Origin of the sequence: Marinobacterium iners DSM 11526 (genome assembly GCF_900107855.1) — a bacterium.
GTDB classification, from domain to species: domain Bacteria; phylum Pseudomonadota; class Gammaproteobacteria; order Pseudomonadales; family Balneatricaceae; genus Marinobacterium; species Marinobacterium iners.
In genome coordinates this window covers 377125-397492 of record NZ_FNRJ01000001.1, presented here as the reverse complement: position 1 = coordinate 397492, position 20368 = coordinate 377125, and the positions used below count along the sequence as shown (strand labels likewise).

The 20368-nt window shown below is 49.4% G+C and carries 19 protein-coding genes and 1 tRNA gene; 9 read left to right on the top strand and 11 right to left on the bottom strand.

Annotation, left to right across the window (positions count from 1 at the left end):
• The first annotated feature begins 10 nt into the window (after positions 1-10).
• The 5 genes from BLV48_RS01920 (at position 11) to BLV48_RS01900 (ending at position 6516) form a co-directional block, all read left to right on the top strand.
• Positions 11-2311: a hypothetical protein gene (locus BLV48_RS01920; protein WP_091822243.1), complete on the top strand. Its 2301-nt coding sequence runs from the start codon at positions 11-13 to the stop codon at positions 2309-2311.
• A 15-nt stretch (positions 2312-2326) separates the two neighbouring features.
• Positions 2327-2674 (top strand): EamA family transporter, encoded by a 348-nt coding sequence (locus BLV48_RS01915; protein WP_091822240.1) that lies wholly within the window; start codon positions 2327-2329, stop codon positions 2672-2674.
• Between the two features lie 13 nt (positions 2675-2687).
• On the top strand, positions 2688-3659 hold the full coding sequence (locus BLV48_RS01910) for a glycosyltransferase family 2 protein (protein WP_091822237.1): 972 nt from the start codon (positions 2688-2690) through the stop codon (positions 3657-3659).
• A gap of 4 nt (positions 3660-3663) precedes the next feature.
• On the top strand, positions 3664-5421 hold the full coding sequence (locus BLV48_RS01905; RefSeq protein WP_091822235.1) for an ArnT family glycosyltransferase: 1758 nt from the start codon (positions 3664-3666) through the stop codon (positions 5419-5421).
• A gap of 81 nt (positions 5422-5502) precedes the next feature.
• The gene (locus BLV48_RS01900) at positions 5503-6516 is read left to right on the top strand and encodes an acyltransferase (protein WP_091822232.1); all 1014 of its coding nucleotides are present in this window, start codon (positions 5503-5505) and stop codon (positions 6514-6516) included.
• Between the two features lie 40 nt (positions 6517-6556).
• On the opposite strand, the gene rfbD is transcribed toward BLV48_RS01900, so the two are convergent.
• From rfbD to rfbB, 4 genes are read right to left on the bottom strand one after another with little or no spacing between them, the layout of a single operon-like run.
• Entirely contained in the window at positions 6557-7423 is an 867-nt protein-coding gene (gene rfbD, locus BLV48_RS01895) for a dTDP-4-dehydrorhamnose reductase (protein WP_091822229.1), read from the bottom strand.
• A 23-nt stretch (positions 7424-7446) separates the two neighbouring features.
• Positions 7447-8004 (bottom strand): dTDP-4-dehydrorhamnose 3,5-epimerase, encoded by a 558-nt coding sequence (rfbC, locus tag BLV48_RS01890; protein WP_254774945.1) that lies wholly within the window; start codon positions 8002-8004, stop codon positions 7447-7449.
• Between the two features lie 11 nt (positions 8005-8015).
• Positions 8016-8900: a glucose-1-phosphate thymidylyltransferase RfbA gene (gene rfbA, locus BLV48_RS01885; RefSeq protein ID WP_091822224.1), complete on the bottom strand. Its 885-nt coding sequence runs from the start codon at positions 8898-8900 to the stop codon at positions 8016-8018.
• Positions 8897-9964 carry a dTDP-glucose 4,6-dehydratase gene (gene rfbB, locus BLV48_RS01880; protein ID WP_091822221.1) on the bottom strand — a complete coding sequence of 356 codons (1068 nt, stop codon included), beginning with the start codon at positions 9962-9964 and terminating at the stop codon, positions 8897-8899. Before rfbB ends, rfbA begins: the two co-directional genes overlap by 4 nt.
• Before the next feature lie 177 nt (positions 9965-10141).
• Here rfbB and BLV48_RS01875 point away from each other — a divergent pair, with 177 nt between their 5' ends.
• Positions 10142-12037 (top strand): trypsin-like peptidase domain-containing protein, encoded by a 1896-nt coding sequence (locus tag BLV48_RS01875; protein WP_091822217.1) that lies wholly within the window; start codon positions 10142-10144, stop codon positions 12035-12037.
• 41 nt (positions 12038-12078) lie between these two features.
• Here BLV48_RS01875 and BLV48_RS01870 read toward each other — a convergent pair.
• The 5 genes from BLV48_RS01870 to rpsU form a co-directional block, all read right to left on the bottom strand.
• Positions 12079-12155, bottom strand: a tRNA-Ile gene (locus BLV48_RS01870).
• 61 nt (positions 12156-12216) lie between these two features.
• Positions 12217-14073 (bottom strand): RNA polymerase sigma factor RpoD, encoded by a 1857-nt coding sequence (gene rpoD / locus BLV48_RS01865; RefSeq protein WP_091822214.1) that lies wholly within the window; start codon positions 14071-14073, stop codon positions 12217-12219.
• A 177-nt stretch (positions 14074-14250) separates the two neighbouring features.
• Complete coding sequence (dnaG, locus tag BLV48_RS01860) at positions 14251-16092, bottom strand: DNA primase (protein WP_091822211.1); 1842 nt, start codon at positions 16090-16092, stop codon at positions 14251-14253.
• 37 nt (positions 16093-16129) lie between these two features.
• Positions 16130-16573, bottom strand: a complete 444-nt coding sequence (locus tag BLV48_RS01855) for a GatB/YqeY domain-containing protein (protein WP_091822209.1) — start codon at positions 16571-16573, stop codon at positions 16130-16132.
• Positions 16574-16618: 45 nt separating this feature from the next.
• Positions 16619-16834: a 30S ribosomal protein S21 gene (gene rpsU / locus BLV48_RS01850; protein WP_091822206.1), complete on the bottom strand. Its 216-nt coding sequence runs from the start codon at positions 16832-16834 to the stop codon at positions 16619-16621.
• Between the two features lie 183 nt (positions 16835-17017).
• Between rpsU and tsaD the strand changes: the two genes are divergently transcribed.
• Positions 17018-18046 carry a tRNA (adenosine(37)-N6)-threonylcarbamoyltransferase complex transferase subunit TsaD gene (gene tsaD, locus BLV48_RS01845; RefSeq protein WP_091822204.1) on the top strand — a complete coding sequence of 343 codons (1029 nt, stop codon included), beginning with the start codon at positions 17018-17020 and terminating at the stop codon, positions 18044-18046.
• Here the strand turns inward: tsaD and plsY are convergent.
• On the bottom strand, positions 18043-18615 hold the full coding sequence (gene plsY, locus BLV48_RS01840) for a glycerol-3-phosphate 1-O-acyltransferase PlsY (protein WP_091822201.1): 573 nt from the start codon (positions 18613-18615) through the stop codon (positions 18043-18045). The genes tsaD and plsY overlap by 4 nt on opposite strands.
• Before the next feature lie 144 nt (positions 18616-18759).
• On the opposite strand from plsY, the gene folB reads away from it, so the two are divergent.
• Together folB and folK are read left to right on the top strand one after the other, a co-directional pair.
• Complete coding sequence (folB, locus tag BLV48_RS01835) at positions 18760-19116, top strand: dihydroneopterin aldolase (RefSeq protein ID WP_091822198.1); 357 nt, start codon at positions 18760-18762, stop codon at positions 19114-19116.
• The gene (gene folK / locus BLV48_RS01830) at positions 19116-19640 is read left to right on the top strand and encodes a 2-amino-4-hydroxy-6-hydroxymethyldihydropteridine diphosphokinase (RefSeq protein WP_091822195.1); all 525 of its coding nucleotides are present in this window, start codon (positions 19116-19118) and stop codon (positions 19638-19640) included. The genes folB and folK overlap by 1 nt, the downstream gene beginning before the upstream one ends.
• Here the strand turns inward: folK and BLV48_RS01825 are convergent.
• Positions 19626-20363, bottom strand: a complete 738-nt coding sequence (locus BLV48_RS01825) for a pteridine reductase (RefSeq protein ID WP_091822191.1) — start codon at positions 20361-20363, stop codon at positions 19626-19628. The genes folK and BLV48_RS01825 overlap by 15 nt on opposite strands.
• Positions 20364-20368: the final 5 nt, after the last annotated feature.

Sequence of the window (20368 nt, the reverse complement as noted above, 5' to 3'; positions counted from 1 at the left end):
AGGGATTATTGTGAAGCGCTATAGTATATCAGGGCTGATAAATCTGCTGTCATTGTGCCTTCTTATTACGTTAACTGGTGGTTGTTCAACCCCAAGTGATGAACCAGCCATTGGTTTTGTCGATACCCCTCGAGTGGATGAGTGGGATACGCCGATTATCAACATCGAGGGTTGGGTTTATGATCCTGATGGTATTAAGTCTGTTAATGTTGTATTGAATGACCAGCATGTCTTTTCAACAGTTCCAAAATTGAAAAGAGCAGATGTACTCAAGGCCCACCCACATATTGCGACAGACACACCTGGATTTCTTATACAGGCAGATTTTACAGGACTGTTGGAAGGTCAAGATGTATTGGCTGTATATAGTATCGACATTAATGGTAATCGTACCCAACTTGCCACACTTGACTGGAGTGGAAAGGAGCAAGTTGATTGGCTTAAACGCGCATCCGAGGTGTCGGGATGGGACCTCGAACCATTCTATTTGCCTGTTGCAACCAGCGGCTTAGGTGACCCACAAGCTAAAGAGCTTGTTTCGGTATATGGCGCTAAGCAAAACGAAACATTTAGGATTGGCCTGCGCATTCCGGTATTGTACATGCGTACGACGAAAGGAAGGGATAATGACTGGGTTTTTGATCCCGACTTCAATACTGAAACCCGTAGTGAGACAGGTAAACTGATCGCTGAAGATGCGCTGAATGACACATTGAAGCGTTCAATCGAGTTCAACATTCCGGTTCTTATCACATTGAATGGTGGTATTTGGGCTGATGCATCAGGAACGGAACCTTATTGGGATTTAATAGATCATCTTGAGGAAGATGAAAAAAACTGTCAGTGGACATATGAAGGAAAAGTGTTTTCTGATGAATATCTCTCAAATCTGCCGGGCTCAACATTGTCACCTGAGCTATCACGCGCCTTGACGTTGAATGTCTTCGCCGATGAAGTTCGATATTACAAAAAGAGGAATCTGCAACAAGCAGCGCGCATTATCGCAAATTTTGCACAGGAACATCCTGAACTGTTTATTGGTATCAATCTTGATCCTGACGTTTATATCAATCCTTTCTTTGAGGGCAAAGCCTGGTTTGATTATAACCCTGATACATTAAGACAGTTCAGACACTGGCTTGCTGGTACAGGTCCTTATAGTACAGGTGGTGTGCTGGAAGGGGAGCACTTTAGTCCAGTTTTGACGTTGGCAGATGTGTCAGATATTGCACAACAACGCTTTCTGTCTTGGGAAGAAGTTACCCCCCCCAAGCTTAAGAAGGGTGTTCATGAAACCCCTTGGCAAGAGTTATGGGGGCAGTTCCGCCGTCACTTGGTATATCAACACTACAATGACATGGCAAACTGGGTCGAAGAGGCGGGAATTGACCCTTACAAAATCTTTACGGCACAAGGCTTTGCAGCAACATCAGAAAAAACAATGCCTATGCCAGTTCACATTATGAGCCCCGGAAAAAACTACGATACAGCCGGTATGAGTATCGAGGGTAGCAAGCCTGAGAATGGTCATCTTGGCGCCATTCTGTACGGCGACAGTGCTATTAATACGGCCAGAATGGAAAATGATCTCAGTTTGTTTGCGAATATACAAAGCTTCGATCTGGATTGGGGTGTCCCGGAATTTAACTTGGCAAAAATTGATAAGCCAGCCGATCTTCCTGGGTATGATCTTGCTTATCAAGCAGTGCTGGAATTGCTGAACAGTAATGTGCGTTATGTTTCGCCCATGGCGTGGAATGGCTCTAATGGAATCTTTGCAGGCAGTGAAGGGTTCGTCTCATATACCTCATGGAGAAATACACCAGCAGAGCAAGCATTCATGGATTTCTCATCGGCGCGTAAAGGTCTCAGCCGTACAGCCAAGTTGTGGCCTTTTGGTTTTAGAGGTATCTCAACAGTTGATGGCTGGACAGGAAGTAAGCCTGGCTCCCTGCATGGAGAAAATGGAAAACTTATCATTAATCCCGAGAGCGGAAATATACGTGTAACATCGCCGGATTTTCAATTGCGTTACTCCGGTAAATACATCATTGCAATCAAATTCAACCATATAAATAAAGCTGCCGAGTTAAAGCTTGTGTTAAGAAATAAAGAAACAGGAAATGTGCTTTATGATTCATCTCTAACAAAAGGTGCAGAACTGATTTCAAATACTTCAAGTGTTGGCTATGAGTGGATGATAGAGTTAGAGGATACAGATCGAACTCAGCTTGAAATTGAAATAAGATCAAATGAGAAAACAGTAGTTGATCATGTGGCGATTGTGCCTATTGTGAAAAATAAAAAATGAGTTGAGGGCTATACTGTGTCATATAAGCTTGTTCTACTTACTTTATTATGTGTTTTTGGTATAGCCGTAGGACAGGTTCTGTTTAAAAAAGCGGCTATCCAGCTGCCAGATGATGCTCATTTTTTTGACTGGGTAAATAATATTTGGCTGATATCTGCATTCGTTTTATACGGCCTTACGACTCTGCTCTGGGTGTGGGTACTCAGGCATGCACCACTTAGTTTGGCGTATCCATTTATGGCTTTTGCTTTTATTCTCGTACCGGTTATGAGTTTTTTAATACTTAAAGAGTCTGTGGAGTTAAGAACATTCATTGGCAGTGTTCTTATCATCATTGGTGTGACCCTTACGAGCACCACATAATCGGGGAAGTAGAATGAAAATAGCGGTTGCAATTCCCTGCTATAAGGTAAAAAAGCACGTATTGAACGTCATTTCCAGAATACCTGCAATCGTTGATAGGATTTATGCAGTTGATGACGCATGCCCAGAGTCGAGTGGTCAATGGATTGAAGAGCATGGGAATGATCCCAGGTTAGTGGTGCTCTACAATGATGAGAATCAAGGGGTAGGAGGCGCTGTTTTAAGAGCGTATAAAGAGGCTTTGGCAGATGGAATGGATATCATTGTAAAAGTTGATGGTGATGGCCAAATGGCGCCAGAGCTAATCCCTCTCTTTATCAAACCCATCATGAATAGTCAGTGCGACTATACTAAAGGTAATAGGTTCTTTAGATTAGAGTCTTTGGAGAGTATGCCGCGTGTACGACTATTAGGTAATGCGGCGCTTTCATTTATAACCAAAGCAAGTTGTGGCTATTGGAATATAATGGACCCGACCAATGGATATACAGCGATCCATAGCGCAATACTTAGAGAGCTGCCTTTAGAAAAAATATCAAAACGCTATTTTTTTGAAACAGATATGCTGTTCAGATTGAATACAGTGCGTGCTGTGGTACGTGATGTTCCGATGGATTCTTTATATGAAGACGAAAAGTCAAATCTTCATATAAAGACAGTTCTACCCGAATTCATAAAGAATAATATGAAGCGTCTCGTCAAGCGTTACGGGTACAGCTATTGGCTTCGGGATTTTAATATTGCATCAATATACAGTGTTCTGGGTGCCTTGCTGCTTTGCATTAGTGCAATATTTGGTGGATATCATTGGTTAATCGGTAACCTGCATAATGAGCTGAACTCCAGTGGTACAGTAATGCTCGCTGCTTTACCTGTTATCATAGGATTCCAGTTTTTAATTGCTTTTCTTCAATTTGACATGGCTAATGTTCCATCAGAGCCACTGGCGCCTCAACTAGATTCTGAAATCGCAGAAAAGAATTAATCTAATGCCTGATTTTATCCGGATTAAAAATAACATATATTGGATTAGTGCATTAGTTTTATGTTGCATATATCTGATATTTAAGATTTTAAATTCTGCTGATTATACGATTGATTATCCTGATACATCAACAACGTATTTACCTCTGGCTGAGTTTTTTCTTCAAGACCCTTTAGCTGCTCTACGATCTGAGAAAGCAATTACGGTCGCACCGGGAAGTTATATATATATGGCTCTTTTTGGTGCAGAAAAGGGAAATATATTAATCGCCAATATGATACTGGCAATAATGTCTGTTTTTATAATATTCGATACGGTTCGTAGGGTGTTCAACAAAAAAAGCGCGTTGTTGGCTGCTTTTTTTTATGCTGTTTCACCAACTCTTACAGAGGTAATTGTCCCTGCATTGAGCGAGCCGCCGTATGTTTTCTTTACGTTAGTGTGGCTCTGGTCTCTTTCATTAATATATACATATCCTGATAAAAGATGGCCTGTGGTCCTGTCGGGTGTATCATTGTTTCTCTCTATTATTACGAGAGGTATATTCTTTTATTGGACTATTGCAGCATTATTCATATGCGCAACTATGTATTTTTTAGCAAAGAGGACTGATGTAAAAAGATTTGCTGTGCGTGTTGCTTTTTCACATGTTATTACTGCTGTGGGTCTATCTGCAGTCGTTGTACATAATGACTATTTCTTTAATACACCAATGATCGCAACAGGCAGTGGTGCAGCTCTGTATTTTGGGAATGATGTTGTAACTCATGGTTATGAGCCACAGTATGTTGGCTTGTTGCATCAAGAGTGGATGATAATAGATGGAAAGAGATCACATTTGGCACCCGAAAATGATGCTCGTTTGAAATATGCTGCTTTCGAAAGAGTAAAAGATACACCTCTAAAAGAATTAACTATTTTTTATTTTAATAAGTTAGGTGTGAATTTGTTTTTCAGTAAAGAACATCTTAATGATTATATATTGAATAAGCGAACATTACGCATCTCGTTAATCATTCTGGCATTATATGGATGTTTTATTCTTTTCCATAATCCTGTTGTTGTTATGTATTTTTTTATAACAGCATACGCCGTGGCAGTCTTGATACCTGTCATGTATAACCAGCGTTACAGTATTGGTAACATAGACTTACTATTGGTGATAATGGCCGGAGTGGGTACCGCTGTATTATTTTCAAAATCATGCAAAACTATAGTTTTCGTTTTTACCCTCATATTCTTATTATCTGCAATTGGGGGGCTTCATATGGCCTACAGCCATCCTCTTGTGCCTAATACAAGTAACCGCCATGTCAAAATGGCTTTGTTGGCAGATGAAAATAGTATTAGTTTCAATGGCTTGGAAGGAAATCCATTTATAGATACGGTGCATACTATCGATAATGAGGCGTCAATCACATGGAATAGCTTTGATGACAGAAAAAAAGGGGGAGTCCCCATTCTCCAAATTGACATTGAGACGCTCGATAGTCGCTGTAGGAAGGTTTATTTTAAATATACAGCGGATGGTATTGCTCCGAGAGTCGAAAGTCTGCGTTTGGATGGCTTTAATAGTCCGGGTTTGCTGAATTTTGGGACGCAGCCATTTGATAGATTAGGTCACAAGAATGGTTCTATTACAGTGACGTTCGAATGCCCAATAGCTACAGAAATGAAGTTTAATAGTATGGCCCTGTACTTGTCACAGGCGGGAAGATACTATCGTGAAAGGCTCCCTGAAGAGCTTAAAGTAATTAGATGACTACGTGTGCAATGGATTCTTCATGGCTTGATCAAACCTTCCAGTCTTTAGGCTACACATAATTCCCAAAAGAGGCTTTCAGTGGTGCAAGAGAGAGTTTTTTGGCCCGACCTTGTTCGGTGTTTCGCTATTTTTCTTGTCGTGGTTGTACATACAAGCTCTCCTGTTGTACTCAGCTTTTCTGAGGTCGAGCCTAGAGACTGGCTGCTGGCCAATGCATTCGACTCATTTGCCAGGGTTTCTGTCCCATTTTTTTTCATGATTTCAGGGTATCTGGTTTTAAATAAAGACTATAATTTCATTTCGAATATATTTCGTGTAACCAAAAGAGTTTTGATTCCGCTTATCTTTTGGTCGTTTTTCTATATCTCATATGCGGCTACCGAATATGGATTAAGTTATTTTATAGAATATGATTATATGAGCTTACTTAAGTCCCCAGCTCAATATCATCTCTGGTTTCTGTATGATATTTTCTTTCTATATTTGCTGATTCCTTTCATGAAGGCATTTATTGAAAAAAAATTAGTGATATATTTTATGGTGTTTTGGTTTTCTAAAGAATTTTTAGGTTTCATGTCTGTAGATGTATACTGGCGATTTGATCCTATATCAAAATTTGCTGGTTATATGCTTATTGGATATTATATTGGTAATATAAAAGAAATTTCATTTAGAATTAAGGCTTCTTGTTTTATACTTTTCTTTGTATGTTTTTTGATAACATTTCTTAAAACATACCAGCTTTCGCTTGAAGCAGGTGAGTTTGTTAAAAAATATTACTCCTATCGATCACCCAATGTTATGATTATGTCGATTTGTTTATTTATCTTATTGAAAGATGCTGACATGCGTTCGTGTGTCATGAAGACTTTTATCACGACGATAAGTAAGTATGCCCTCGGGATATATGGGATACACGTGCTTTTGATTCACTTGCTTTCGATAGGGAGTTTTGGCTTCAGTATTTCTGCCATGGGATATGGTGGTAGTGGATTGGCTTTAATTGTATCTATTCTTTCTGTTTTTATTTTGTCTTTTTTGGTTGTTATGCTTTTGGGAAAAATTAAAATTGTGAAGAATATACTTGGATGATTATTTAGTTAAAGTTGCATCAATATAATGTACAGATCTGTTATGGCTCATGTTCATTAGTGAGCATTTTGATCAACTCGCTTCGCCAGTGCGGGATTTCAATCGCCAGTTGCTCACTGATTTTACGCTTGTCTAAAATACTGAAAGCAGGACGCTTGGCAGGAGTAGGATAATCTTTTGAAGGAATAGGGTATATACGACAATCAAGGTTTGCCAACTCCATAATGCTGCAGGCAAAGTCGTACCAACTGGCTACACCCTCTTGGCTATAGTGGAATATTTCACCTGAATACCTTCCAGCTTCTTTTGAAAGTGCCAACTGAATGACCGCTTCTGCCAGTGCAGCCGCATGGGTTGGTGTCCCGATCTGATCGTTGACGACATTTAAAGACGGTCTGCTGGCACCAAGCTTAAGCATGGTTTTTACAAAGTTGTTTCCGTAACGGGAATAAACCCATCCAGTGCGTACAATTGCGCTGTTGCCATGTGCGGCGACGACTGCTTCTTCGCCACGGCATTTGGTGGTCCCGTACACCCCCAGAGGGCGTGTATTGTCGGTTTCAGTCCAGGGGCGGCAGTGGTCGCCATCGAACACATAATCAGTTGAAACATGTAGCAGGCGTGTACCGCTGCTGGCAGCAATATCGGCCAGTTGTTTTACGGCTTTGTGATTGATCTGGTCAGCCAACTCCGGCTCGTCTTCTGCTTTGTCTACTGCTGTATAGGCCGCAGCGTTGATGATGATGTCGTAGTGGTGCTGACGAAACCACGCGTCAATGCTGGCCGGGTTGGAAAGGTCGAGCTGGTGTCTCCCGGTGAAAGTGAACTGATGATCCGGGTAGTATTCATGCAACGCATGGAGTTCCTGGCCCAGTTGTCCAGATTGTCCGGTAATCAGTATTTTCATCGGGGACTGGCTCCGTGAGTGACTCAATAAAATGAAGTGTTGATGTCAAACAGATTGTCAGCCTGGCTGAGTGTGGGCTGCTTACGATCCTTATTTGACAATATCAGGCTGTCTGCGGGCAATTGCCAGTCGATGCCAAGGGCGGGGTCGTCAAATGCAACGCCACGATCGTGATCGGGCGAGTAATAGTTATCCACCTTGTAACTGAATATTGCACTCTCGCTGAGCACGACAAAGCCATGGCCAAAGCCACGCGGAATGAACAGTTGATGTTTGTTGTCGCCGCTGAGGTGAACGGCCAGGTGATGGCCGAAGGTGGGGCTGCCACGTCGCAGGTCAACGGCGACATCCAGCACCTCTCCTTCAATAACCCGCACCAGTTTGCTCTGGGCAAAGGGCGGCAGCTGAAAGTGTATGCCACGTAAAACACCACGAGATGAGCGTGACTCATTGTCTTGAATGAAGTTTACGTTGTGTCCCAGAGCACGTTCCAGAATGTCCTGACGGAACGTTTCAACGAAATAGCCACGTTGATCACCGTGTACTTCAGGCTTGATTAGATACAGGCCTTTAATATCCATGGGCTCAATGATCATTGTTTCGGTGCCCCTGCACGCTGAAGCAGATATTGGCCATACTGATTTTTGAGAAGTGGTCTGGCCAGGTCAAGCAGTTGCTCACGGCTGATGTAACCCATCTCGTATGCGATTTCTTCAAGACAGGCAATTTTCAGACCCTGGCGTTTTTCAATCGTTTCGATGAATGAAGATGCTTCCAGCAGACTTTCATGGGTGCCGGTATCGAGCCAGGCGAAACCTCGGCCCATCAGCTCAACCTTCAAGCGCTGCTCTGTCAGGTACATCTGATTTACGCTGGTGATTTCCAGCTCACCGCGATTGGAGGGTTTAACATCGATCGCCTTTTGCACCACGTCATTCGGGTAAAAATAGAGACCTGTAACGGCATAATTGGACTTGGGCTGTGTCGGTTTCTCTTCAAGGCTGATCACGTTGCCAGCCGCGTCGAATTCGGCTACACCGTAGCGTTCCGGGTCAGTGACATGGTAGCCGAATACGGTTGCCTTGCTTTCGTCACGTGCACTGTTTACAGCACGTTGCAGCATTTCAGTCAGTGAGTGTCCGTAGTAAATGTTATCGCCCAGTACAAGGCACACGTCATCGCTGCCAATGAAATCCTTACCCAGGATAAAGGCTTGTGCAAGACCATCTGGTGACGGCTGTACTACATACTCAAAACGTATCCCCAGTTCGTTGCCGTCGCCCAGCAGGCGTTGGAAGCTGGCCTGGTCCTCTGGGGTTGTAATTATCAGGATTTCGGTGATGCCCGCCATCATCAAGACCGAAATGGGGTAGTAGACCATGGGTTTGTCGTACAGGGGGACCAGTTGTTTTGATACCCCTTTGGTAATCGGGTAGAGGCGGGTGCCGCTGCCGCCGGCCAGTACTATGCCTTTCATACTGTTTCTCCAATGCGCTCCAGTTGGTAACGTCCGTCCAGGACTCTTTGCCACCAGTTGCGGTTGTTCAGATACCAGATAACGGTCTCTCGAAGGCCTTGCTCGAAGGTGTGTGCGGGTACCCAGCCAAGTTCGCGTTCAATTTTGCTGGCATCAATGGCATAGCGTACGTCATGGCCGGGGCGATCGGTTACGAAGGTAATCAGGTCGTGGTAACCCTGTTCGGACTGGGGCCTGGTCTCGGGCGCAAGTTCTTCCAGAAGTGTGCATATGGCACGTACCACTTCAATGTTGGCCACTTCATTGTGGCCGCCTATGTTGTAGGTCGATCCGGGTTTGCCCTGCTCAAGGACCTGGCACAGGCCGCGAGCATGATCTTCTACGTGTAACCAGTCTCTGATCTGCTTGCCGTCACCGTATACCGGAAGAGGCTTGCCACTGATGGCGTTTAGGATCATGTGCGGAATAAGTTTTTCCGGAAACTGGCAGGGACCATAATTGTTGGAGCAGTTCGTGATCAGAATGGGCAAACCATATGTACGCTGCCACGCTCGGACCAAGTGATCTGAGCTTGCCTTGCTGGCCGAGTAGGGCGAGCTGGGATTATATGGCGTTGTTTCTGTGAACAGGTCATCGGTTCCGTGCAGGTCACCGTATACTTCATCCGTGGATATATGGTGAAAGCGGAAGGCGTTTTTTTGGTTACCTTCAAGGCTCTGCCAATACTCACGGCAGACCTCCAATAGGGTGTAAGTCCCTACAATATTGGTTTCAATGAAAGCTGAGGGACCTGAAATGGAGCGGTCCACGTGACTTTCCGCTGCAAGGTGCATGATACAATCGGGCTGATGCTTCGCGAAGATTGCGTGCATGGCACCATGGTCGCATATATCCGCTTGCACGAATTCATATCGATCAGAACCGGATGCTTCGAGGAGAGACTCCAGATTTCCGGCATACGTCAGCTTGTCAACATTGATGACAGAGTGCTCGGTATTTGAAATCATGTGACGTATAACCGCCGAGCCGATAAAGCCGGCTCCACCAGTAATCAGAATTTTCATCTGCTCTCTCAGATATTGGCCTGAAGGGTCGTGCTCTTTGTGTCATTCGAGCTGGATCAAAGGCCTCAATTCTACACTTGCCGGGACCTTGGGACCAGCAGGCTGAAATCGGGAGCAAGTGTTGACTATTGAGACGGGGTTGATAACCATCGTCGTTTTTTGAGGCAGAGGTTGGAAATGTTGCAAAAGGCAGTCAGGGTGCTCGCTATTTTGATGGTAGCGGTAATGTGGCACGTAGGTGCTCAGGCTGCTGGGTCATACAACACCGTTAGAGTGGGGGCGCTCGAAGCCCGGGGTGATTTCGAGGTTCGACGGGAGGCCGCTCCAGCTGAGTACACACGCAGCGGACGGCACAAAACGATTACACTTGACGAATTAGAGCGGTCTGGTGAGCTGAGGCAGCAGGCCTTGTCACGACATGGGGGCATTTCGGGCGTGCCATTGTCAGCGGGCATTGGCAGGACTGTTAATGCCACACGTAACCAGAAACTGTTCGGTCAACTCCTGGACTGGGAAACGATGCAGGATGGCTCGTCACTGGCGGCCATCTCATTTGTGAGTCCTGGGGCTGTTGGAAACAGATTGATTTTACGCGTTTTAAGCATTGACCCTAAAGCCGTTTTTGTTTTCCGGGATGGACATGACCAGCTTATTCACCAGGTAACTGGTCTTGAAGTTCTGGATGCGGTGACGGCTGGAGGTAAACAGGATAGGCTCTTTGCCGGTCCATATATTGATGGTGAAACGTCTACCCTGGAAGTTTTTCTTCCCGCCGGAGTCAGCCCTGATACTGTGAGGTTGGCAGTTCCTGCACTGTCACATATCTTTATTTCACCTCATGACGAAGAGCTCAATTCAAAGGTTGGTGAAAGTTCCAGTTGTCAGATTGACGTTGCCTGTAAACCTGAATGGAATGATGTTAGCCGTGGTATCGCCAAAATGCTGTACTCGGATACTCGTGATGGATATTCCTATACCTGTACGGGCAATTTGATGAACGATACGCTTAATTCGGCTACTCCTTACTTTTTAACAGCAAATCACTGCATATCAACCCAAGACGATGCATCAACACTGCAAACTTTCTGGTTTTATAAAAGCACCAGTTGTAACTCGCAGGACGCTTCCTCTTCGCTAAAAGTTCTCTATGGTGGCGCTACGCTGCTTGATACTTCCATAGATACAGATAGCACTCTTCTGAAGCTGAATGATGCCCCACCAGCAGGGGTTCAATACTTGGGGTGGTCGACTTCGCTGCCGGCGTATGGAACATCGGTTGGAAGTGTTCATCATCCTTCCGGCGACGTGCAAAAAATTTCCACCGGGGGTATTTATGGGTTTAGTGACTGCCAAATAATCTCTGACGAGGGCGACTTTTCTTGTTTTGATTCAAGCGCGATTTCATCAAATCATATGCAGGTTAAATGGAGTAGTGGAGTAACTGAAGCAGGCAGTAGTGGTGCGGGCTTGTTTCAATCCATTAACGGTAGCCAGTATTTGGTTGGGCAGTTGCATGGTGGGTTGTCATCCTGTGCAGCTCCCAGCCGAACCGATTACTACGGCAGTTTTGGGGTTGCTTTCGAAAATGGCCTTTCCACTTGGCTTGATCCTGAGCCTGTGGATGCTTCACGCAGTCCTGTATATCGTTTTTATAATGCTAATTCAGGTTCTCATTTCTTTACCTCTGATGCAGGTGAGAGAAGCTTCGTTATTGCTAATTACCCTTCCTATGTGTATGAAGGTATTGCATTTTATGCGTACAAAAAAGCGTTGCCAGATCTTGATTCTGTATACAGATTTTATAATTTTAATACAGGTGCCCATTTTTATACGATCAACCAAGCTGAGCGTGACTATGTGATTGCAAGCTTTGACAGTTATGCTTATGAAGGTGATGCCTGGTATGCATCCAGTGGTGATACGGAGAACGCTACGCCTCTATACCGTTTTTACAATACCAGAACGGCTACTCATTTCTATACGGCTGATCCACGGGAGCGGGACTACGTAATTGCGACCTTCCCTTCATATGTGTATGAAGGTATAGGGTACTATGCGTGGTTGACGGAATAAAACAAAAAGCCCCTGCCAATTGACAGGGGCTTTTCAGAAAATGGTGGGCCTTCCGGGACTTGAACCCAGGACCTGCCGATTATGAGTCGGATGCTCTAACCAACTGAGCTAAAGGCCCCAAAAAGAGCGCCAATGATACCACTTCCGGTCATTGGCGCAATACTATTGAAATGAAGTACTTAGCCTTCGTCGATGAAGGTGCGCAGGTGATCGGAGCGGCTTGGGTGACGCAGCTTGCGCAGGGCCTTGGCTTCGATCTGACGGATACGCTCACGGGTGACATCGAACTGCTTGCCCACTTCCTCAAGGGTGTGGTCGGTGTTCATGTCGATACCGAAGCGCATGCGCAGTACCTTGGCTTCACGCGCGGTCAGGCCGGAGAGGATCTCCTTGGTCGCTTCACGCAGACCTTCGCCGGTGGCAGTGTCCACCGGGGAGGACAGGGTAGTGTCCTCGATGAAGTCGCCCAGGCTGGAGTCTTCGTCGTCGCCGATCGGGGTTTCCATGGAGATCGGTTCTTTGGCGATCTTCAGCACCTTGCGGATCTTGTCTTCCGGCATTTCCATACGTTCGGCCAGCTCTTCCGGGGTCGCTTCGCGTCCCATCTCCTGCAGCATCTGGCGGGAGATGCGGTTGAGCTTGTTGATCGTTTCGATCATATGCACCGGAATACGGATGGTGCGTGCCTGGTCGGCAATGGAGCGAGTGATCGCCTGACGAATCCACCAGGTTGCATAGGTGGAGAACTTGTAGCCGCGACGGTATTCGAACTTGTCCACCGCCTTCATCAGGCCGATGTTGCCTTCCTGGATCAGGTCGAGGAATTGCAGACCGCGGTTTGTGTACTTCTTGGCAATGGAAATAACCAGACGCAGGTTGGCTTCAACCATCTCTTTCTTGGCGCGGCGTGCATGTGCTTCGCCAATGGACATGGCGCGGTTGACTTCCTTGATGTCAGCCAGGCTCAGGCCTATGGTCTCTTCAATCTGAATCAGTTTGCGCTGCGCGCGCTGCAGATCATACAGGTTACGGCTGATGGCAGCAGCATAGGGCTTGTTGCCGTTGGCCAGTGATTCGAGCCACTCGCTGCTGGTTTCATTGCCCGGGAAGCTTTTGATGAACGCAGGGCGTGGCATCTTGGCTTTCTGGGTGCAGATGCGCATGATGCTGCGCTCCTGCTTGCGGATGCCTTCAATGCAGTTGCGCACACGCTCGACCAGTAACTCATAGTAACGCGGCGACAGCTTGATCGGTGCAAAGGCGTTGCACAATGCCATTACCGCTTCGGAGATCTCATCCTTGCTGGCATTGCGCTCGCGAGCTGCATTCAGGTTGTCAAGGCACTCCTGAATCAGGCCAAAGCGCTGACGGGCTTCCTCGGGGTCTGGGCCGCGCTCTTTTTCGTCAGTGCTGGAGTCGCTGTTGTCGCTGTCATCGTCGTCGTCATCATCGTCGTCGCTGCGATCATCATCGTCGTCATCGATATCGACCGGCGCATCGGTTTCATCTTCGGGCACTTCGGCATCGGGATCGATATAGCCACTGAAGATGTCACTCAGGCGACCCTCTTCCTGCAATACCTGGTTATAGGCATTGAGAATGATGTCAACGCTGCCCGGGAAGCGGGACAGGGCCATCATGACTTCACGGATACCTTCTTCGATCCGCTTGGCAATGTCGATTTCGCCTTCACGCGTCAGCAGTTCAACCGTACCCATCTCACGCATGTACATGCGCACGGGGTCCGTTGTGCGGCCGGCATCTGACTCTACGGCGGCCAGGGCGGCAACGGCTTCTTCATCTGCTTCATCGGCCGAGTCACCGCCTGTCAGCAGAAGATCTTCGGCATCCGGTGCTTCTTCAGCAACGCGGATACCCATGTCGTTGATCATGCGAATGATGTCTTCGACCTGATCCGGGTCGGCGATATCTTCCGGCAGGTGATCGTTAACCTCGGCATAGGTGAGATAGCCCTGCTCTTTACCCCGGGCGATCAGTTCCTTTAGACGAGACTGCTGTTGGGATTTGTCTGACATAGAGCCCCTGCGACGAATGAATGCTGGTGTGACGGATGGCGTAAAAATAAGCGCAGTATTATACCTGTTTGCCGACGTTGCGGCTACAGCTGGTCTTTACTGCACTGCAGGCATATACCTGAGTTGGTATGAGAATAGACCAGAAATCAGACGCTTGCAGAAAAAAGCAAAAAACCTTCATGGTTGGCGGCTTTGCAGTAGCTGCTGCAGTTCACGTTTCTCATCATCGGTTAATGGGGCCTGACGCGATTTTTTCAAGAGCTGGTCAAGCAAAGTCTCATGGCGACGGCCCAACAGGCGGTTGAGAGTGTCCTCCAGCAGGCGTGCAGCGTCCACATCACCCATCACCGGGTCCAGGTGTGAGATCTCATTCAGCAACATCAGATCTGCGCGATGGTCGGGATCGTCCTGCCAGTCAACCAGCAGCGTGCCGAGAGAGCCTTTAGGTTCCTGCTGCAGATAATGCAGCAGTCGGATCAGTACGCCGATGTTGGTTTCACTAATGCTGACAAAGTCGGCCGCTGGTGCTGTAGAGCGAGCCAGATCTGGTCGGTGCAGCAGGATGGAGATGGCCTGATTGACCAGGTTGCGATGCTCGCTTTGGGTTGGTTTGTTGCGTACAGGTGTCGGTCGTATTTGCTGGTAAGGGTTGTGCGTGGAAGCCGGCTGCGAGGCTTTCTCTGCACTGATTGGTGCTGGCGTGCTGGTTGCCTGGTGCAGGTCGATAACGCTGCTGATTTGTTCCAGTGACAGCCCGGTGATTTCACAGATGCGATCCAGCATCATTTGCTTCAACAGGCTGGGCTGCATCGACTGGATGAGCGGCAGGGCCTGGTTGCTGAAACGGGCGCGGCCATCCATGCTGCTCAAATCGGCTTCATCTGACAGTTGGCGGAAGAAGAACTCACTCAGCGGCAGGGCTTGACTTACTCGCTGGGAAAAAGCCGTTTCGCCTTCGCGGCGAACCAGGGTGTCGGGATCTTCGCCATCGGGCAGAAACAGGAAGCGAGCTTCCTGGCCATCACGAATCACTGGCAGTGTAACGCCCAGTGCGCGTTGGGCTGCCTGGCGCCCGGCTGCATCGCCGTCGAAGCAGAAGATCACCTCGGGTACCAGCTTGAACAGACGCTCAAGGTGTTGTGCAGTGGTTGCGGTTCCCAGTGTAGCGACGGACCAGTGGATGCCGTGCTGAGCCAGGCTGACCACGTCCATGTAGCCCTCGACAATCAGCAGTCGTTCCAGCTGATTGCTGTGCTTGCGCGCTTCATACAGGCCGTAGAGTTCACGCCCCTTGTGGAAGGTCGGTGTTTCCGGCGAGTTCAGGTATTTTGGCTTGTCGTCGCCCAGAACGCGTCCGCCGAAGCCGAGTACACGCCCGCGTACATCCCGGATTGGAAACATGATACGGTCACGAAAACGGTCGTAATAGCGTTGCTTGTCTTCGTTGTGGATCACCATGCCGGACTGCTCCAGCAGGGGGGCGGCATTCTCCAGATGAGCAAAGTGTTGCAACAGATTGTCCCAGCCCGGAGGAGCGTAGCCGATACCGAAGGCTGCAGCGATCTGGCCGCTGAGTCCTCGCTGCTTCAGGTAGCCGATGGCGCGCTCGCGCTCGGAGGAGCTGCGCAGCATGTCCTGAAAGTAACGGTTGGAGTGCTCCAGCGCTTCAAACTGGCGCTTGATCTCCTGCTCGCGCTGATGGTCGGCAGGTTGGCCTTCATCTCGGGGAACGTCGACACCGGCGAGTTTGGCCAGTTCTTCTACGGCTTCGGGGAAGTTGAGACGATCATATTCCATCAGGAAGCCGAGCGCGTTGCCTCCGGCGCCGCAGCCGAAACAATAATAGAACTGTTTGTCGGGGCTTACCGAAAAGGAGGGGCTCTTTTCCTTGTGGAAAGGACAGAGGCCGGAGTAATTCTTGCCGGCGCGCTTGAGTTTTACGCGTCCGTCTATCACGTCAACAATGTTGACGCGTGCAAGGAGGTCGTCGATGAAGTGTTGGGGTATTCGACCTGCCATGTTCGCTCCGCTGCGGACAGGTCAGCGTATGCGGACCTTAGAGTTTTTGCTTCACCAGGCCGGAGATGCTGCCCATGTCGGCGCGGCCTTGAACCTGGGGTTTGACGAGTGCCATCACTTTGCCCATATCCTGCATCGAGCTTGCGCCTGATGCGGCGATGGCGTCATCAATTATCTGAGCGATCTCAGTATCACTGAGTGGCTGCGGCAGGAAAGTTTTAATCACCTCCAGCTCCTGCTGCTCCTTTTCTGCCAGCTCCGGGCGCTCAGCCGCCAGGTACTGGGTAATGGAGTCTTTTCTCTGCTTCTGCATCTTGTCCATCACGGCCAGAATGCGTTCATCGTTGAGCTCAACACGCTCATCGACTTCGACACGTTGTATCTCGGCCTGAATCATGCGGATCGTACCAAGGCGAACCTTGTCCTTTGCGCGCATGGCATCTTTCATCTGTTCTGTCAGTGTGCTTTTCAGATCAGACATTCAAGAGGCTCCGGTGGCAGTGAGTTCAGATGCTAAAACGTCAAATCAGTACAGACGTACGCGGCGTGAAGTTTCGCGCTGCAGCTTCTTGGCGTGACGCTTAACGGCAGCAGCAGCTTTACGCTTGCGAACGGAAGTGGGCTTTTCATAGCATTCACGACGACGTACTTCAGCCAGGATGCCGGCTTTTTCGCAAGAACGCTTGAAACGACGCAGAGCAACGTCAAACGGCTCGTTGTCTTTTACTTTAACCTGAGGCATTCAGAGTCTCCTGAATCTGTAAGGAAATTGGATTTTCTCCCCGCCCGGATCAGGGATCCATGGCAAGAAGGCCGCATATTTTATTAAGCCCGGGCTGTGGTGTAAAGCAAAGACCCGTGAATTTTGCCTCTATCTGAAGGATAATGCCGTCTATATTGCAACTGCGTTGTCGAAGAGGCTGTTATGCGAGTGCTGGGAATTGAGACATCCTGTGATGAAACCGGTGTGGCGGTGTACGACAGTAAACAGGGATTGCTGTCGGATGCACTGTACAGCCAGGTCAAAATGCACGCCGAATATGGTGGCGTTGTACCTGAGCTGGCGTCTCGTGACCATGTGCGCAAACTTCTGCCGCTGATCCGCGAAGTGATGGCGAAGGCGGATTTGACGCTGGCAGATCTGGACGGCGTAGCCTACACCTCTGGCCCAGGGCTGATCGGTGCGCTGATGGTGGGCGCTTCAACCGGCCGTGCGCTGGCGCTTGGGCTGGGAGTACCTGCGATTGGGGTGCATCATATGGAAGGCCATCTGTTGGCGCCGATGCTGGAAGAACAGCCTCCGGCCTTCCCCTTTGTGGCACTGCTGGTGTCGGGTGGTCACACACAGCTGGTACGTGTGGATGGTATCGGTCGTTACGAACTGCTGGGTGAGTCCTTGGATGATGCCGCTGGTGAAGCGTTCGACAAGGCAGCCAAGATGTTGGGTCTTGATTACCCGGGCGGCCCCTTGATCGCCAAACTGGCACAGCAGGGGGATCGCAGTCGCTACCGTTTTCCGCGGCCCATGACCGACCGCCCCGGGCTGGAGTTCAGTTTTTCGGGACTGAAGACCTTTACCCTGAATACGGCCAACGCCGCACGGGATGAGCAGGGGCGGATCGATCCGCAGACATTGGCGGATATCGCCTGTGCGTTTGAGGATGCGGTGGTGGATACGTTGGCGATCAAGTGCAAGCGTGCCCTGCAGCAAACGGGTTTGAAACAGTTGGTTATTGCCGGTGGGGTCAGTGCCAACCGGCATCTGCGTGAAAAACTGGGTGCCATGGTGCAAAAGGAACGTGCAGAGCTGTTTTACGCTCGCCCCGAATTCTGTACCGATAATGGTGCGATGATTGCATATGCCGGTTGTCAGCGGCTGTTGGCAGGACAGCAGGCTGATCTGACTATCCAATGCCGACCGCGTTGGCCACTGGATACGCTGGATGAGATCTAAAAGCGGTGTTCTCGACCGCTTATCAGCTTGCGGAGGTTGCTGCTGTGGCGCAGCAGCAACAGCAGGCAGGTGATACTGATTGACCAGATCAGCTCGGGCAACAGCAACAGGCAGAACAGGGGTGTCAGCAGAGCGGTGGCGATGGATGCCAGTGACGAAATGCGGCTCAGTCCAAAAAGGATCCCCCAGCACGCCAGCTGAATCAGTGCCAGGGGCCAGTGCAGTACCAGCATGGCGCCAAGCGTAGTGGCGACACCCTTGCCGCCGCGCAGGCTGCTGAAAAACGGAAACAGATGGCCGCAGACCGCAGCCAGCAAACACCAGCCCTGTAGCTGCAGTGAGGCACCGGACAGCAGAGCTAGCAGCACGGCCAGTGAGCCCTTGCCGAGATCGCCTGCCAGCGTCAGGATGGCGGCTTCTCGGCCACCTGTCCGAAGCACGTTGGTGGCGCCGGGGTTCCCGGAGCCACTCTGACGAGGGTCTGGCAGACCCATTGCACGACAAACCAGCACAGCACTTGAAAAAGAGCCGAGCAGATAGGCGCACAACAGCAGCCAGAATTCAAACATGCAGGATTCCAGACGGGCCAGCATCGACACTTCGCGGAGCGTCTGCCAGCGTGGTAAATTAACAACTGCCTCAAATCAAGCATATACAAGGCGGGTGTCAGCTACAATGCAACTTTGACATGCGCCGTACCGACGGGAGTACAGATGGATATCGTCTACATTCGAGAACTGCAGGTTGAAACCGTTATCGGTATTTACGACTGGGAGCGTGAAGTGCGCCAGACCGTGAGTCTCGATCTGGAGATGGGGACGGATATTCGTGCAGCTGCCGCCACTGAAGATATCGACAGCACTCTCAACTACAAAACTGTAGCCAAGCGGCTGATTGCGTTTATTGGCCAGAGTGAATTCCTGCTGGTCGAGACCATGGCCGAAGAGATCGCTCAGATTGTGCAGGAAGAGTTTAACGTACCCTGGCTGCGGCTGCGCTTGAGCAAGCCCGGCGCCGTACGTGGTGCACGTGATGTGGGGGTGATCATCGAGCGAGGAGAGCGGGGCTGATGCACCGGGTTTACCTCAGTCTGGGCAGCAATATCGAGCGTGAGCACTATATTCGCGCTGCGCTTGATGCACTGAGCCGCCTGTTTGGACATTTGCAGATTTCGTCGGTGTATGAAAGTGAAGCGGTAGGTTTCAAGGGCGATAACTTCTATAACCTGGTGGTCGGGATTGGAACCGATCTGGATGTGGCCGCGCTCTCGGCCAGCCTCAAGCGGATTGAAGATGATAATGGCCGTGAGCGCAGTGGTCCCCGCTTCAGTGGCCGTACGCTCGATATTGATATCCTAACCTACGATGAATTGACTGAGCCGGTGGCCGGGGTGCAGCTGCCGCGTGACGAAATTCTCAATAACGCCTTTGTGCTGCTGCCATTGGCCGAAATTGCACCGGATGACCTGCACCCGGTGCTCCAGCGTCCCTATGCTGAACTCTGGCAGGCCTATGATCGGGAGCAGAAGTTGTGGCCGATCAATTTCAGCTGGCACGGGCGAGCCATTTCGCGGACAGGTTCAGCTGTAGAGTGAGCGCCCGCCGTCCACTGCCAATACCTGTCCGGTAACATAATCGGCCTGAGCGAGGTAGAGCACGGCCTGAGCGATGTCTTCGGGTGAACCGGTGCGGCGCAACAGTGTTTTGGCGAGTACCTGCTCCCGTGCCGCCTCACTCAATGCCGCTTCAGCTTCAGGCCACAGAATGGGCCCTGGAGCGATACCGTTGACTCGCACGTTAGGGGCCAGCTCCTTTGCCATGGAATGAGTCATCATTTTCAGACCGGCCTTGGCGATGGAGTAGATGGGGTAACCATTCAAGCCGCGCTCGGCATGTATATCCACCAGATTAATGATACAGCCACTGTTGTGTTTCAGCTGCGGGGCCAGCGCAGTGCTCAGGAAGAAGGGAGCACGCAGGTTGCTGTTGATCAGCTGATCCCAGTCGTCCTGGGTCGCCTGATCCACCGGGGTGGGGTAAAAGCTGGAGGCATTGTTGACCAGCAGATCCAAACGGGTCTCTGTGCCGAGTGTGTCGATCATTCCCTGCAGCTCATCGAGATTGGCCAGGTCGCACTGCAATAGTCGACAGCTGTCGCCGCGGCGTTGATTGAGCTGTTCGGACAGTGCAGTAGCAGCTTCGGCCGAATGGCGGTAGTGCAGTAACAGATCGTAGCCTGCATCATGCAGACGTTCACAGATGGTTGCGCCGATCCTGAGTGCGGCACCGGTGACCAGTGCCAGCGGACGTGTGCTCATGGCAT